Here is a 14991-nt window from a genome sequence, read left to right as displayed (position 1 = left end):
ACGGCCAAGCTTCGCGCACGCGCGAGGCCCAAGACATCTACCGAAACATGATCAGGAGGCAACCCGTGAGCGCGACCGCGGACCACGCGGAGGAGCGGACGAACCCTGCCGCCAGGCTGGGTTTCCAGCCCGGGCAGGTGGTCCAGGAGATCGGCTACGACGACGACGTCGACCAGGAGCTCCGCGAGGCCATTGAGGGCGCCGTCGAGGGCGAGCTGGTGGACGAGGACTACGAGGACGTGGCCGATGCCGTCGTGCTGTGGTTCCGTGACGACGACGGCGACCTGACGGATGCGCTGGTGGATGCCACCACGTACATCGAAGAGGGCGGGTCGATCCTCCTTCTCACGCCGAAGACCGGCCGTGACGGGTACGTCGAGGCCAGTGACATCTCGGAGGCCTCCACGACCGCCGGACTGACGGCGTCCAAGAGCGTCAGCGTCGGCAAGGACTGGAGCGGCAGCCGGCTGGCGACGCCCAAGGCCGCCAAGTCCAAGCGGTAGCCGCAAGGCTCCGCGACGAGACGAACCGGACCCCGGACGGACCGGCAGCCGACCGCTGTCGGCCCGTCCGCGGGACCCGACCGTCCCTGCGTAGGGTGTTTCCAGCGAATCACCCACGGAGATCCCCCTGCGGAGATCTCCCGACGAAGGGACGAACGGCACATGGCGATCCAGGTCGGCGACAAGGCCCCCGACTTCGAGCTCAAGGACAACCACGGCGCGACCGTCCGGCTGTCCGAGTTCCGCGGCCGCAAGAACGTCGTGCTGCTCTTCTACCCCTTCGCCTTCACCGGTGTGTGCACGGGCGAGCTGTGCGAGGTCCGCGACAACCTGCCGCAGTTCTCCGACCGGGACACCCAGGTGCTCGCCGTCTCCAACGACTCCATCCACACCCTGCGGGTCTTCGCCGAGCAGGAGGGCCTGGAGTACCCGCTGCTCTCCGACTTCTGGCCGCACGGCAACGTCTCGCGCGCCTACGGCGTCTTCGACGAGGACAAGGGTTGCGCCGTCCGCGGCACCTTCATCATCGACCAGGAGGGCGTCGTGCGCTGGACCGTGGTCAACGGCCTGCCGGACGCCCGTGACCTGACCGAGTACGTGAAGGCGCTCGACACCCTGTGAGCGGCGCCCGCCGCCGACGCCGGGTGCCGGTCCCCCGTGCCGACACCACGTGATTTGTCGGCTCCGGGGACTGCGGGGGGCGGGAACCCGTCACTAGGATCGACTCGTTGATCCGATATCCACGCACTACGGGGCACCCCGCCCCTGGACACCAATGGAGGACTCGTGGGAGTCAGCCTCAGCAAGGGCGGCAACGTATCGCTGACCAAGGAGGCCCCCGGCCTGACCGCGGTCATCGTCGGTCTGGGGTGGGACATCCGCACCACGACCGGCACCGACTTCGACCTCGACGCCAGCGCGCTGCTGCTGAACAGCGCCGGCAAGGTCGCCAGCGACGCGCACTTCATCTTCTTCAACAACCTGAAGAGCCCGGACGGCTCGGTCGAGCACACCGGTGACAACCTCACCGGTGAGGGCGAGGGCGACGACGAGCAGATCAAGATCAACCTCGCCGGCGTGCCCGCCGACATCGAGAAGATCGTCTTCCCGGTCTCCATCTACGAGGCCGAGAACCGCCAGCAGTCCTTCGGCCAGGTCCGCAACGCGTTCATCCGCGTCGTCAACCAGGCCGGCGAGGCCGAGATCGCCCGCTACGACCTGAGCGAGGACGCCTCCACGGAGACCGCCATGGTCTTCGGCGAGCTGTACCGGCACGGTGCGGAGTGGAAGTTCCGCGCCATCGGCCAGGGCTACGCCTCCGGCCTGCGCGGCATCGCGCAGGACTTCGGCGTGAACGTCTGAGTGACTGAGCGTCCGAGCGACTGAACGGCTGGGACGACGGCCTCGATCGTCCGGCGAGGCCACGGTCTCGATACGTCCGGCGCCGCACGGTTCACGTGCGGCGCCGGACGCGCAGGAAACCCAAGAATCATCACCCGGGGAGGGACCATCACCATGGGCGTCACGCTTGCCAAGGGCGGCAACGTCTCCCTGTCCAAGGCCGCACCGAACCTCACACAGGTACTGGTCGGGCTCGGCTGGGACGCGCGTTCCACCACCGGAGCACCCTTCGACCTCGACGCGAGCGCACTCGTGTGCAGCAGCGGCCGGGTGCTCGGCGACGAGTGGTTCGTCTTCTACAACCAGCTCAAGAGCCCGGACGGCTCGATCGAGCACACCGGCGACAACCTCACCGGCGAGGGCGACGGCGACGACGAGTCGCTGCTGGTCGACCTCCCCAAGGTCCCGGCCCACTGCGACAAGATCGTCTTCCCGGTCTCGATCCACATGGCCGACGAGCGCGGCCAGACCTTCGGCCAGGTCAGCAACGCCTTCATCCGGGTCGTCAACCAGGCCGACGGCCAGGAACTGGCTCGTTACGACCTCAGCGAGGACGCCTCCACGGAGACCGCGATGATCTTCGGCGAGCTCTACCGCTACCAGGGCGAGTGGAAGTTCCGTGCAGTGGGGCAGGGGTACGCGTCGGGGCTTCGCGGCATCGCTCTAGACTTCGGAGTCAACGTTTCGTAAAGCCGAGTACGGCGCGGGGGAGCCCCGTACACACACGATTGGGTAGCCAGTGCTTCTGAGAACCTTCGGCTGGTCGTTCGCGGTCACCGCGCTCGGTCTGGTCGCGGCGGTCTTCTACGGGGGGTGGACCGCCTTCGGCATTGTCGCGATCCTCTCCATCCTGGAGATCTCGCTGTCCTTCGACAACGCGGTGGTCAACGCCGGGATCCTGAAGAAGATGAATGCCTTCTGGCAGAAGATCTTCCTCACCGTCGGCATCCTGATCGCCGTGTTCGGCATGCGCCTGGTTTTCCCGGTCGTGATCGTGGCGATCAGCGCCCAGCTCGGGCCGATCGAGGCCGTCGACCTCGCGCTCACCGACAAGGACCGCTATCAGGAGCTGGTGACGGACGCCCATCCGTCGATCGCCGCGTTCGGTGGCATGTTCCTGCTGATGATCTTCCTCGACTTCATCTTCGAGGACCGGGACATCAAGTGGCTGGCCTGGCTGGAGCGCCCGCTGGCCAAGCTCGGCAAGGTCGACATGCTGTCGGTCTGCATCGCCCTGATCGTGCTGCTCGTCTCCGCGATCACCTTCGGTGCCCACGCCCACCAGCACGGCGGCGCCCATGCCGACAAGGCGGAGACGGTCCTGCTCGCCGGCATCGCGGGACTGATCACCTACATGATCGTCGGCGGTCTCTCCGGCTACTTCGAGGACAAACTCGAAGAGGAGGAGGAACGCGAGCACGAGGAGGAAGAAGCGGCAGCGCGTACCGGCAAGCCCAAGTCGGCCGTCAAACTGGCCGGCAAGGCCGCGTTCTTCATGTTCCTCTACCTCGAGGTCCTCGACGCGTCGTTCTCCTTCGACGGCGTCATCGGCGCCTTCGCCATCACCAACGACATCGTCCTGATGGCCCTCGGCCTCGGCATCGGCGCCATGTACGTCCGATCGCTCACGGTCTACCTGGTCCGCCAGGGCACCCTCGACGACTACGTCTACCTGGAGCACGGCGCCCACTACGCCATCGGCGCCCTCTCCATCATCCTGCTGGTCACCATCCAGTACGAGATCCACGAGATCATCACCGGCCTGGTCGGCGTCATCCTGATCGCCTGGTCCTTCTGGTCCTCGGTGCGCCGCAACCGCGCACAGGCGGCGGCCGGGGGAGACGGCGACCAGGAGAAGGCGGAGGTCTCCTCCGGGGTGTGAAATCCCTGGTCCCGGGCCGGGGTGCGCCCCCGGTGCGCCCGCGCCCCTGGTGTGAACCCGGCCCGGACGAGGAACGCTTCGAGCGGGGCGGCCGACGAGGACGACTCCTCGGGGCCGCCCCGTCGGCGGTGACGCGAAGGTGGGGCGGGAATGGGCTTCTTGGACGGGCTGTGGCGCGGCCGCGAGTCCGAGTTCGACTCGGGCAGCGCGGCGACCAACTCCATACAGCTGACCAAACGGCACAGCCAGGTCTCTCTGACCAAGCAGGGCGCGGCGACCGGCAACCTCCGCGTCAACCTGTCCTGGCGGATGCGGACCTCCGACATCTCGGGCGTCCAGCGGGAGAGCCTGCTGCGGCACCCCTTCAAGGCGCTCAAGCCCCCCGAGGTCGTCGGGCACAGCCGGAGCATGGTCAACGTCGACCTCGACCTCGGCTGCCTCTACGAACTCCAGGACGGCACCCGCGGGGTGGTGCAGCCGCTCGGCGGCTTCCTGGGTGACGTCAACGCCCCGCCCTACGTCAAGCTCAGCGGCGACGACCGCTTCGGCTCCGCCTCGGGCGAGACGATCTACATCAACTTCGACCACAGGGACGCCATCAAGCGCCTGCTGCTCTTCGCCTACATCTACGACCAGACCCCCGCCTTCGACCGGACCCACGCCGTCGTCACGCTCTACCCGAGCAACGGGCCGCGCATCGAGATCGGCCTCGACGAACGCCACCCGCAGGCCCGGTCCTGCGCCGTGGTGATGATCGAGAACGTCAAGGACGAGATCCTCGTCCGCCGCGAGGTGAAATTCGTCTACGGCTTCCAGGGCGAACTGGACCGGCTCTACGGGTGGGGACTGCAATGGGGTCGGGGGCACAAGAGCAAGGCGGAGCGCTGAGCCCGCGACCGGGCCGCCGACGCCTCCCGTGTCCGTGCCTCCCGGCCGGGACGGCTACCGGCCGAGGAACTGCGGTCCCTGCGGGGGCAGCCGGAAGTCCGGATCGGGCGCCCCGGTGACCGGCTGCGGATAGCCGTAACCGGACTGCGCTCCGGTGACTCCGGCCGTGGCCGGCGCCTGCGGATACCCGTACCCGGGCCGGCCGGCCGCCGCCGCCGGGGGATATCCGGGGGAGGGCTGGGCCGCCGCGGGCTGCTGCGGATAGCCGTACGCGGGCTGTGCCGGCACCCCGGTGGGCTGCTCCGGCGGCAGTGGCCGAGAGGCCCCCGGGAGGGGCTGCACGGCTGTCGGCTGCTCGGGGCCGACCACCGGCGGAGCGGACGCGGGCTGGGCGGAGGCGGGCTGGGCCGGCACGGACCGGGCCGGCGTGGGGTGCTCGGGCGCGGACTGGGACGGAGCGGACGGGGCGGGGGCCGGCGGAACCGGTTCGGGCCGGGGGGCCGACACGGGGTCGTCGGAGCCCTCCGACTCGTCCACCGAGATGCCGAAGTCGGTCGCCAGGCCCTTGAGCCCGTTGGAGTAGCCCTCGCCCAGCGCCCGGAACTTCCACACCTCCCCGCGCCGGTACAGCTCGCCGCAGATCAGCGCCGTCTCCTGGCCCGTCTCCGGCTTGACGTCGAAGTGGGCGAGCGGTTCGGCGTCGGCGGCCGCGGCGTCGTACAGCAGGATGCGCAGCGAGGTGATCCGGTCGAAGGTGACGCCGTCCGCCGAGGCGATCAGCAGGATCCGGCCCACGGAGGGCTCGACGCCGGAGAGATCTGTCTGGATCGTGTCGGTCAGACCCTCGGCGACCCGCTTCTTGCCGAGCCGCCAGACCTGGCCGGAGGGATGCCGGGGCTGGTTGTAGAAGACGAAGTCCTCGTCGGAACGCACACGGTCGTCCGGCCCCAGCAGCAGTGCGGAGGCGTCGACGTCGGGAACCCCCTGTCCAGGAGTCCAGCGCAGCACGGCGCGTACCGTGGTGGCTTGCAGCGGGACGTTCGACCCCTTCAGCATCGCGTGCGTCATGCCGTCATCCTGCCCTCTCGGTCCTGGTCACGACAACGCGGGGGCGGGTACTCGGCTCCTGTCCACGCGCCCCGGGTCGCCGTCGCCGACACGGCCGGGTTACCTGGAATTCATGCCCGATGGGAACCTGCGACATGGATACGTACGTACTATTACCGGCCACCTTTCGTCGATTCACAGGTTGCCCAGACACCACGGGGGAGTTTCAATGCATCATTTCGGACATATAGCCCCTGCTGTGCGGAAGCGTCTCTTTCACCAGGAGCCCTGTTCCTTCACCGCGGACTCCCCGGCCCGGGTGCTGTCCGCCGCACTGGGGGCCACGCTCTACAGCCCGGCCACCCGGCCGAACCTCGCCGACGACATCCTGAAGCAGGGTGCGCGAGGGCTGGTGTCGATGGTGCTGTGCCTGGAGGACTCGATCGACGACGCAGACGTGCCCGTCGGCGAGGCGAACCTCGTCCGTCACCTCACGGACCTGGCGGAACGGTCGGACATCGCCGTCCCCCTCCTCTTCATCCGGGTCCGCGTCCCCGAGCAGATACCCGAGCTCGTGCGGCGTCTGGGCCCCGCCGTGCGGCTGCTGTCCGGATTCGTGCTGCCGAAGTTCACCGAGGAACGCGGCATGCCCTTCCTGGAGGCACTCTCCGCCGCCGAGGCATCCAGCGGCCGCAGGCTCTTCGCCATGCCCGTGCTGGAGTCCCCCGACCTGCTGTACCGGGAGTCCCGGGTGCAGACGCTGGAGGGGATCTTCCGCGCGGTCGACAAGTACCGGGACCGCGTGCTGGCGCTGCGGCTCGGCGTGACCGACTTCTGCGCCTCCTACGGGCTGCGCAGAGGCCCCGACATGACGGCCTACGACGTCCAGATCGTCGCCTCCGTGATCGCCGACGTGGTCAACATGCTCGCCCGCGCCGACGGCACCGGATTCACGGTGACCGGGCCCGTGTGGGAGTACTTCCGCGTCCAGGAACGCATGTTCAAACCGCAACTGCGGCAGAGCCCCTTCCTCGAGGGACAGGCCGTCGAACTGCGCCAGAAGCTCATCGAGCACTCCATGGACGGCCTGCTGCGCGAGATCTCCCTGGACCGGGCCAACGGCCTGCTGGGCAAGACCTGCATCCACCCCTCGCACGTACTCCCCGTGCACGCGCTGTCCGTGGTCAGCCACGAGGAGTTCAGCGACGCCCAGGACATCCTGCGGCCCGAACGGTGCGGCGGAGGCGTGATGCGGTCCGCCTACACCAACAAGATGAACGAGGTGAAGCCCCACCGCGCCTGGGCCGAGCGGACCCTGCTGCGCGCCGAGGTCTTCGGGGTGGCGAACGAGGACATCGGCTTCGTGGAACTGCTCGCCGCCGGCCTGTCCGACTGAGGGCGGGGCGTCCGAACGCGAGGCGCCCGAACGCCGAGTGAGCGGACGCGGTGCGACCGGACGCCGGACGCCGCACGCAAGGAATCCAAGACCGACGCCCGGCCCCACGCCGCGGCGGACCACGGGAGGCACGAGTACATGACCGAGAGGGCGCACGTCGCGCACGACGAGGGGGAGTCCGGAGTCTGGTCCGGCAGCTGGGTCGCCGAGCGGCTCGGCGTCGAACTCGCCGGCGACGAGGCCCTGACCGGCCTTTTGGGGCTCGCCCTGCGCCGCAACCCCAAGCGGGCGCACCTGCTCGTCTCCAACGTGCTCGGCAAACACGTGCCGCAGTCGCCCTCCGTCGTGTACGGCCACGGCGTCGCCCTCGGCCGGCGCGTCCGCGAACTGCTCGGCGCCGAGGCGGCCGAACGCGCGGTCGTCCTCGGCTACGCGGAGACAGCCACCGGACTCGGCCACTCCGTCGCCGACGGCCTGGGCTCCGCCCCGTACCTGCACTCCACCCGTCGTGCGGTCGCCGGAGTCGCCCGGGCGGGCGGCTTCGAGGAATCCCACTCGCACGCGACCTCCCACCTCCTGCTGCCGCAGGACCCGGCGCTGCTGGCCGGTCACGGGCCGATGGTCCTCGTCGACGACGAGTTCTCCACCGGCAACACGGTGCTCAACACGATCCGCGCCCTGCACGAGCGCTACCCCCGCAAGCGGTACGTGGTGGTGGCCCTCGTCGACATGCGCTCGCCCGCCGACGCCGGCCGGCTGGAGACCTTCGCCGGTGAGATCGGCGCCCGCGTCGATCTGGTGACCACCGCTTCCGGCACCGTCCGGCTGCCGCCGGGCGTGCTGGAGAAGGGACAGGAACTGGTCGCCCGGTACGAGGCACCGACCGCCGACCCGGCCACGGAACCGACGACGGAACCCACGACGGAACCGGCCCCGGGGCCGACCGGCGGAAGCCCCGGGGCCGCCTCGCCCGGCTCCGTCGAGCGCATCGATCTGCGCTGGCCCCACGACGTGCCCGACGGCGGGCGGCACGGGTTCACCGCCGCGGACCGGGACCGGCTGGAGAGCGCCCTGCCCGGCATGGCGGCACGCATCGCCGACGCACTGCCCGCCCGGGCCCGGCGCGTGCTCGTCCTCGGCTTCGAGGAGCTCATGTACGCCCCCCTTCGCCTGGCCCAAGCGCTGGAGCAGGCCGCCGGCGGCGACGTCGACGTGCGCTACTCCACCACCACCCGCTCTCCCGTCCTCGCCGTCGACGACCCCGGCTACGCCATACGCACCCGCCTGGTCTTCCCCGCGCACGACGACCCGGCCGACGGCCCCGGCGAGCGCTACGCCTACAACGTCGCGGGCGCCGGCTTCGACGCCGTGATCGCCGTCGTCGACTCGGCCGCCGACACCCCCGCGCTGCACGCCCCGGACGGACTCGCCGCCCGGCTCGCCGCCCACGTCCCCCACGTCCTGCTCGTGGTCGTCCCGTCGTACGTCCCGCCCGCCTCGCCCGACCCGCAAGCGCCAGAAAGGCCCCCCATGCTGCCCGAGCCGCTGCGCGGCCCCGCATTCTCCTCGTACGCGCCCGACGAGGTCGGCTGGCTGCTCCAGGACCTCTCCGACGTGACCCTGGAGGCGCCGACCGAGGAGCGCGAGGAGGCGATCCAGAGCGGCGGCGCGCACTACGCCGAGTCGCTGCCCGTGGAGTACCAGCCCAGCGAGCAGTATCAGGAGCTGTTCCACGCGGCGCTGGAGTCGTCCGCCGCCCGGCTGGCGCGCGCCGTCGGCGCCGTCACCGAGGTCGTGCTCACGGAGCGGTCGCCCCGCCCCGTCCTGGTCTCGCTCGCCCGGGCGGGCACACCCGTCGGCGTTCTGATGCGCCGTTGGGCGCAGTTCCGTCATGGTCTCGACCTCCCTCACTACGCGGTGTCGATCGTCCGGGGCCGGGGCATCGACGCCAACGCCCTGCGCTGGCTGGCCGACCACCACGACCCCGCCGACGTCGTCTTCGTCGACGGCTGGACCGGCAAGGGTGCCATCACCCGCGAACTCGCCGCCGCCCTGAGCGACTTCGAGGTCTCGGACGGTGTCACCGGCTTCGACCCGGAGATCGCCGTACTGGCCGACCCCGGCTCCTGCGTGCGCACCTACGGCACGCGTGACGACTTCCTCATCCCCTCGGCCTGCCTCAACTCCACGGTTTCCGGCCTGATATCCCGCACCGTGCTCCGCGCCGACCTGGTCGGCCCGCACGACTTCCACGGCGCGAAGTTCTACCGCGAACTCGTCGGCGCCGACCTGTCACCGGCCTTCCTGGACGCCGTCTCCGCCCGCTTCCCGGACGTCACGGAGTCGGTCGACGCCCACGTCAAGGACCTCCTCTCCGCCGACCGCACGCCCACCTGGGAGGGCTGGGCCGCCGTCGAGCGCATCAGCGAGGAGTACGGCATCCACGACGTGAACCTCGTCAAGCCCGGCGTCGGCGAGACCACGCGTGTCATGCTGCGCCGGGTCCCGTGGAAGGTGCTGGCCCGCGCCGGGGCCGGCGCCGACCTGGACCACGTCCGTCTGCTGGCCGAGCAGCGGGGCGTACCCGTGGAGGAGGTCACCGACCTTCCCTACACCTGCGTCGGGCTGATCCACCCCCAGTACACGCGGGGCGCCACCGGCGCCGACGGCAAGGCGGTGACGCTCTGATGCCGGTGCTCGTCGCCAGCGACCTCGATCGCACGCTCATCTACTCCGCCGCCGCACTCGCACTGACCATGCCCGACCTGAGGGCGCCCCGTCTGCTGTGCGTGGAGGTCTACGAGAGCAGACCCCTCTCCTACATGACCGAGACCGCTGCCCAACTGCTGACCGACCTCGGTGACACGGCGGTCTTCGTGCCGACCACCACCCGGACCCGCAAGCAGTACCAGCGGATCAACCTCCCCGGCCCCGCCCCGAAGTACGCGATCTGTGCGAACGGCGGCCACCTCCTGGTGGACGGGGTCTCCGACCCCGGCTGGCACGCACAGGTGACCGCACGGCTGGCCGACGAATGCGCCTCGCTGGCCGAGGTCCGCGATCACCTGGCGAGCACGGCCGACCCGCTGTGGGTACGCAAGCACCGGGTCGCCGAGGACCTCTTCGCCTACCTGGTGGTCGAACGCGATCTGCTGCCCCAGGACTGGGTGAAGGAACTCGCAGTCTGGGCCGAGAACCGCGGCTGGACCGTGTCACTCCAGGGCCGCAAGATCTACGCTGTCCCCAAGCCGCTCACCAAGAGCGCCGCCGTGCACGAAGTAGCACGTCGTACCGGTGCCGAACTCACCCTCGCCGCCGGTGACTCGCTTCTCGACGCCGACCTGCTTCTCGCCGCCGACCGCGGCTGGCGTCCGGGCCACGGCGAGCTGGCCGACTCCGGGTGGACGGCTCCGACGATCAGCGCCTTGCCCGAGCGCGGCGTCCTGGCCGGTGAGCGGATCCTCCGGGAGTTCCTGCGCGCGTCGAGCCGGGCTCGCTGAACCCGCCGTCCGGGCCTCCGGCCCCGCCCTCGGCACCGTCCCCAGTGCCGGGGCGGCCGTCGTCGTCGGCCGGCGGCCGTATGTCCTGCCGCCCGTCGCCCCCGTGGCCCCGCCTGCGGTGGCCGGCCCCCGGCCGCAGCAGCCGCATGCCGACGAAGACCAGCAGCGCCAGGGCGGCCGCGGCGAGGATCACCTTCGAGTAGGTGGAGGCTATCCCCGAGACCTCGGACCAGTTGTCCCCCAGCGCATAGCCGGCGAGGACGAACACTGTGTTCCAGATGGCGCTGCCCAGCGTCGTCAGGGCGAGGAAGACGGGCAGCCGCATTCGCTCGACACCCGCGGGGACGGAGATCAGACTGCGGAAGATGGGGATCATCCGGCCGAAGAACACGGCCTTCGTCCCGTGCTTGAGGAACCAGGCCTCCGTCTTCTCTATGTCGGACACCTTCACCAGCGGCAGCTTCCCCGCTATCGCCACCGTGCGGTCCCGGCCGAGCAGGGCACCGATCCCGTACAGGGCGAGCGCGCCGATCACCGAACCCGCCGTCGTCCACAGCAGGACGGCGATCAGGTTCATCCGGCCGGAGCTCGCGGCGAACCCGGCGAGCGGAAGGATCACCTCGCTCGGCAGCGGAGGAAAGAGATTCTCCAGAGCGATGGCGAGGCCGGCACCCGGCGCGCCGAGGGCGTCCATGAGGTCGTTGATCCACTGCGGGGCCGCGCCGCTGTCCGCGGCCGACTGCGCTGCGATGGCTGTCATGACGACCACGCTAGAAAACCGCGGCTGAAGGGACCCTGAGGAAGACCGCAGGATCGAATGCGGTGCACCGCAGGCGAGAATTGCGGTTTTCCGCAGTGTGCGCTGCTGACGCGCCGGACTAGCCTCGCGATCATGCGAGACATGGCGCGACGTGTACTGCGGTGCGGGGTGGGCCTCATCATGGGGACCGCCACGGCCGCCGTCGAGCTGCTCTTCGCCCTGCTGGCCGGAGTGGTCCTGCTGCCGGTTGCGGCCTGGCCGGAGGGGCGCCGTGCGGTACTGCGGCCGATCCTCGCGGGCGCGCGGATCCTGGCGGAGCTGGAGCGGGGCCGGCTGCGGATGTGGCTCGACCTCCGCGTCACGCCCGCGTACGAGGACGTGCGGGTGCTGCGGTACGTCGCCTGCCACTGGGCCCTGGGCGTGCTGGGCGGGGTCGTGATGCTGACGGCCGCCGTCGGCCTGGCGTACGGCACCTTCGGGGTGTACGGCTGGCTCCTGCTGGACGGCATACGCAATCCCGGTTCGCTGGTCCTGGGCAGTCTGGGCGGCCTCTTCCTCGTGTTCCTCGCCGTGCAGGGAATATTCGGTGTGGTGGGACTGGAGGGGCAGCTGGCACGGCACTTCCTCGGCCCTCGCCACCAGGAGGAGCTGGAGCGACGGATTGCCGAGCTGTCCGCCAGCCGCGCCGCGGTGGTGGACGCGGTGAACGACGAACGGCGCCGCATCGAGCGAGACCTGCACGACGGTGTGCAGCAGCGTCTCGTCGCCCTCGGCATGCTCCTCGGCCGGGCCCGCCGCAGTCAGGACGCCGACCGCCGGGACCGGCTGCTGGGCCAGGCGCACGACGAGAGCCGCCGAGCCCTGGACGAGCTGCGCGAGGTGGCGTGGCGGATCTACCCGACCACGCTGGACGAGGCGGGGCTGCGCGCGGCCCTGGAGACGGTCGCCGAGCGGGCGTCGGTGCCGGTGGGAGTCGTGTACGAGCTCACCGAGGAGCCCGAGCAGGCCGTGGCGACCGTCGCGTACTTCGTGGTCTGCGAGGCGGTCACGAACGCGGTCAAACACGCGGCGCCGACCCGCATAAGCGTCGCCGTCAGAGTGGAGGAGGAACGGATGTACGTGAGTGTGCAGGACGACGGCTGTGGCGGGGCGAACGCCGCCGGCAGCGGACTGTTCGGCCTCGCCCGGCGCGTCGCCGCTCTCGACGGCAGCCTCAGCGTGGTCAGCCCGCCGGGAGGGCCGACCCTCGTGGCCGCGGAGTGGCCATGCGGCTGATGCTCGCCGAGGACTCGACCCTGCTGAGGGAGGGGCTGGTGCGGTTGCTGGCGGAGGAGGGCCACGAGGTCGTCGCGGCCGTGGGCAATGCCGAACTGCTGCTCAAGGCGGTAGCCGAGGACCCGCCGGACGTGGTCGTCGCCGACGTCCGGATGCCGCCCACGCACACGGACGAGGGCCTGCGCGCGGCCCTGGAGATACGCGAGCGGTGGCCGCGGGTCGGAGTGCTGGTGCTGTCGCAGTACGTCGAGAAGCGATACGCGACCGAATTACTCACCGGGGACACGGAAGGAGTCGGTTACCTGCTCAAGGACCGTGTGGTCCAGGTCGACGAATTCCTCGACGCGCTGGAGCGGGTCGCTGCCGGACGCGCCGCCTTCGACCCGGAGGTCGTCCGTCAGCTGCTCGGCCGTACGACGCACACCGACCTGCTCGCCCGGCTCACCGTACGGGAGCGGGACGTGCTGGCCGAGATGGCGCAGGGCCACACCAACGCGGCGATCGCACGGCGGCTGCACATCTCGCAGAGCGCCGTGGAGAAGCACGCCAACGCGATCTTCGACAAGCTGGAGCTGACGGGAGGTGAAGGTTATTCACGCAGGGTGCTGGCGGTGCTGCGCTATCTGGGGAGCTGAGCCGAGAAGAGCGGGCCTCAGCCGCAGCAGCCCCCGCCGCAGCAGCCCCCGCCGCCACCCGACGAGGGCGCCGGCGCGGACGCGGAAGCCGAGCCGCCGACCGCGACCGTCGACAGCAGCTTCACCGTGTCGTCGTGACCCGCCGGGCAGGCGGCGGGGGCGGAGGACTCGGCCATGGGACGGCTCAGTTCGAAGGTGTCGCCGCAGCTCCGGCAGCGGTACTCGTAGCGAGGCATGCGCACAGGTTAACCGGCAAGGTCGGCCGGTGCCCCCAGTCGTCCGAGGCGGTCAGTGACCGGTGCCGCGTTCCTCGCGGATCTGCGCGACCACGTGGGCCACCGTCTGCCGGACCGCTTCCGTCTCCGTCAGGAAGTGCCAGTAGTCCGGGTGCCGGCCCTCCAGCGTGGTGGCCGCCCGCTCCAGCCGGGCCACGGCGTCGTCCAACGGGCGCGCGTGACGGGGCTCGGGGGTGTTGCGCCCGGCCATGGCCAGGCGCTGGGCGTCGCGGACGGCGAAGCGGGTGCGCTCGATCTCCTGCTGCGGGTCCTTCTGCACGGCGTTCAGCTGCCGCAGCCGGTCGCCGGCCGCCGAGACGGCCTCGTCGGTCGAGTTCAGCAGCGCCCGTACCGTCGACAGCAGGGCGGTCGCGTCGGGCCAGCGCTGTTCGTCGCGGGCGGTCCGTGCCTCGGCCAGTTTCCGCTCGGCCTGCCGGACCGATTCGGTGGCCTGCTCCGGCACGTGCTGGAGGTCCTGCCAGCAGGCGGCGGTGAAGCGGCGCCGCAGCTCGCTGAGCACCGGCTCGACCTGCCCGGTCCGGGTGGTCAGGGCCTGGGCGCGGGTGCGCAGGGAGACCAGGCGGTGGTCGATCTCGGCGGCGCGCTCGGGCAGGCGTTCCGCCTCGGCGCGGACCGCCTCGGCCTCCCGGGTGACGCGTTCGGCCCGCTCGAGGGTCTGGGGTACTCCGTGCTGTCCCGCGCCCTGGTTCAGCCGGGTCAGCTCCGGGCCGAGGGTGGCGAGACGGGTGGCGAGGTCGTCCGCCTTCAGTCCGGATCCTCGCGCGGCGTCCAGGGCGTTGGAGGCGGCGAGCAGGGCCTGCCGGGCGCGCTCCACGGCCGGTGCCAGCCGGGCCAACTGGGTCTCGGCCTTGCCGAGGAGAGGGCCGAGGCCCTCGGCGAAGCGGTCCAGTTCCTGCTTGACCCGGCCCAGCTCGGTCTTGGCGGCGGTCAGTTCGGTGCGGGCGCGGGAGGCGGCGGACGCCTCCAGGTCGTCCCGGTCCAGATCGTGGGCGTCGACGGCGCTGATGTACTGGTGGCTGACCTCGTCGATGCGCCGGCCGAGGGCCTCGAAGTCGGTGACCGCGCGGCGGGCGGCGGGGGAGGAGTCGACGGCGGCGATCGTCTCTATCGAGATCCGCAGGTCCCGCTGGGCGGTGTCCAGCTCGTAGAAGGCGGCGGCCGCGTCGTCCTTCGCGGTCTGGGCCTCCGCCCGCTGACTCTCGGCCCGCCCGCCGAACCACCGCCGGGTGCCGCCCCCGGCGAACGCGGCGGGCAGCGCGAGGACGGCGAGCAGCGGCAGGCCCATCAGGGTGATCGCTTCGCGGACCGCACCGGGCGCCCGGCGGCGGGAGTGGTGCGGCAGGCGCTGGGCGCGCACCGCCATCGGCGGGTACGGCTGCGATGGCGTCGCCGTCACATCACTCTCCCG

General features: G+C 70.9%; 15 protein-coding genes. 11 read left to right on the top strand and 4 right to left on the bottom strand.

Annotated features, from left to right (window positions below):
* Positions 1-65 precede the first annotated feature (65 nt).
* From AB0P07_RS19835 to AB0P07_RS19810, 6 genes are all read left to right on the top strand, one after another.
* Positions 66-503: a DUF3052 domain-containing protein gene (locus AB0P07_RS19835; protein WP_007449195.1), complete on the top strand. Its 438-nt coding sequence runs from the start codon at positions 66-68 to the stop codon at positions 501-503.
* A gap of 162 nt (positions 504-665) precedes the next feature.
* Positions 666-1124 (top strand): peroxiredoxin, encoded by a 459-nt coding sequence (locus AB0P07_RS19830; protein WP_164410160.1) that lies wholly within the window; start codon positions 666-668, stop codon positions 1122-1124.
* 165 nt (positions 1125-1289) lie between these two features.
* Positions 1290-1865: a calcium homeostasis/redox stress adaptation protein gene (locus tag AB0P07_RS19825; protein ID WP_365552273.1), complete on the top strand. Its 576-nt coding sequence runs from the start codon at positions 1290-1292 to the stop codon at positions 1863-1865.
* A 153-nt stretch (positions 1866-2018) separates the two neighbouring features.
* Positions 2019-2594 (top strand): TerD family protein, encoded by a 576-nt coding sequence (locus AB0P07_RS19820; RefSeq protein WP_365552271.1) that lies wholly within the window; start codon positions 2019-2021, stop codon positions 2592-2594.
* Positions 2595-2643: 49 nt separating this feature from the next.
* Positions 2644-3786, top strand: a complete 1143-nt coding sequence (locus AB0P07_RS19815; protein ID WP_365552269.1) for a DUF475 domain-containing protein — start codon at positions 2644-2646, stop codon at positions 3784-3786.
* 150 nt (positions 3787-3936) lie between these two features.
* The gene (locus tag AB0P07_RS19810) at positions 3937-4674 is read left to right on the top strand and encodes a Tellurium resistance (RefSeq protein ID WP_365552267.1); all 738 of its coding nucleotides are present in this window, start codon (positions 3937-3939) and stop codon (positions 4672-4674) included.
* A 54-nt stretch (positions 4675-4728) separates the two neighbouring features.
* On the opposite strand, the gene AB0P07_RS19805 is transcribed toward AB0P07_RS19810, so the two are convergent.
* On the bottom strand, positions 4729-5742 hold the full coding sequence (locus AB0P07_RS19805) for a TerD family protein (RefSeq protein WP_365552265.1): 1014 nt from the start codon (positions 5740-5742) through the stop codon (positions 4729-4731).
* Positions 5743-5950: 208 nt separating this feature from the next.
* Here AB0P07_RS19805 and AB0P07_RS19800 point away from each other — a divergent pair, with 208 nt between their 5' ends.
* From AB0P07_RS19800 to AB0P07_RS19790, 3 genes are all read left to right on the top strand, one after another.
* Positions 5951-7117, top strand: coding sequence for an HpcH/HpaI aldolase/citrate lyase family protein (locus AB0P07_RS19800; RefSeq protein ID WP_365552264.1), 1167 nt, complete (start codon positions 5951-5953; stop codon positions 7115-7117).
* 138 nt (positions 7118-7255) lie between these two features.
* Entirely contained in the window at positions 7256-9805 is a 2550-nt protein-coding gene (locus AB0P07_RS19795) for a phosphoribosyltransferase (RefSeq protein ID WP_365552262.1), read from the top strand.
* Positions 9805-10617, top strand: coding sequence for an HAD family hydrolase (locus AB0P07_RS19790; protein ID WP_365552260.1), 813 nt, complete (start codon positions 9805-9807; stop codon positions 10615-10617). The genes AB0P07_RS19795 and AB0P07_RS19790 overlap by 1 nt, the downstream gene beginning before the upstream one ends.
* On the opposite strand, the gene AB0P07_RS19785 is transcribed toward AB0P07_RS19790, so the two are convergent.
* The gene (locus AB0P07_RS19785; RefSeq protein ID WP_365552259.1) at positions 10535-11377 is read right to left on the bottom strand and encodes a DedA family protein; all 843 of its coding nucleotides are present in this window, start codon (positions 11375-11377) and stop codon (positions 10535-10537) included. The genes AB0P07_RS19790 and AB0P07_RS19785 overlap by 83 nt on opposite strands.
* Positions 11378-11509: 132 nt before the next feature.
* Here AB0P07_RS19785 and AB0P07_RS19780 point away from each other — a divergent pair, with 132 nt between their 5' ends.
* Positions 11510-12652 carry a histidine kinase gene (locus AB0P07_RS19780; protein ID WP_365552257.1) on the top strand — a complete coding sequence of 381 codons (1143 nt, stop codon included), beginning with the start codon at positions 11510-11512 and terminating at the stop codon, positions 12650-12652.
* A complete protein-coding gene (locus AB0P07_RS19775) occupies positions 12643-13287 on the top strand; it encodes a response regulator transcription factor (protein ID WP_365552256.1) in 645 nt (214 codons plus the stop codon). Before AB0P07_RS19780 ends, AB0P07_RS19775 begins: the two co-directional genes overlap by 10 nt.
* Before the next feature lie 17 nt (positions 13288-13304).
* Here the strand turns inward: AB0P07_RS19775 and AB0P07_RS19770 are convergent, their stop codons facing one another.
* Together AB0P07_RS19770 and AB0P07_RS19765 are read right to left on the bottom strand one after the other, a co-directional pair.
* Entirely contained in the window at positions 13305-13523 is a 219-nt protein-coding gene (locus tag AB0P07_RS19770; RefSeq protein WP_164410144.1) for a zinc ribbon domain-containing protein, read from the bottom strand.
* Positions 13524-13575: 52 nt separating this feature from the next.
* Positions 13576-14979: a hypothetical protein gene (locus tag AB0P07_RS19765; protein ID WP_365552254.1), complete on the bottom strand. Its 1404-nt coding sequence runs from the start codon at positions 14977-14979 to the stop codon at positions 13576-13578.
* Positions 14980-14991: the final 12 nt, after the last annotated feature.

Origin of the sequence: Streptomyces sp. NPDC085944 (assembly GCF_040686295.1) — a bacterium.
Classification (GTDB): Bacteria; Actinomycetota; Actinomycetes; order Streptomycetales; family Streptomycetaceae; genus Streptomyces; species Streptomyces salinarius.
This window is presented reverse-complemented; position numbering and strand designations above follow the sequence as displayed.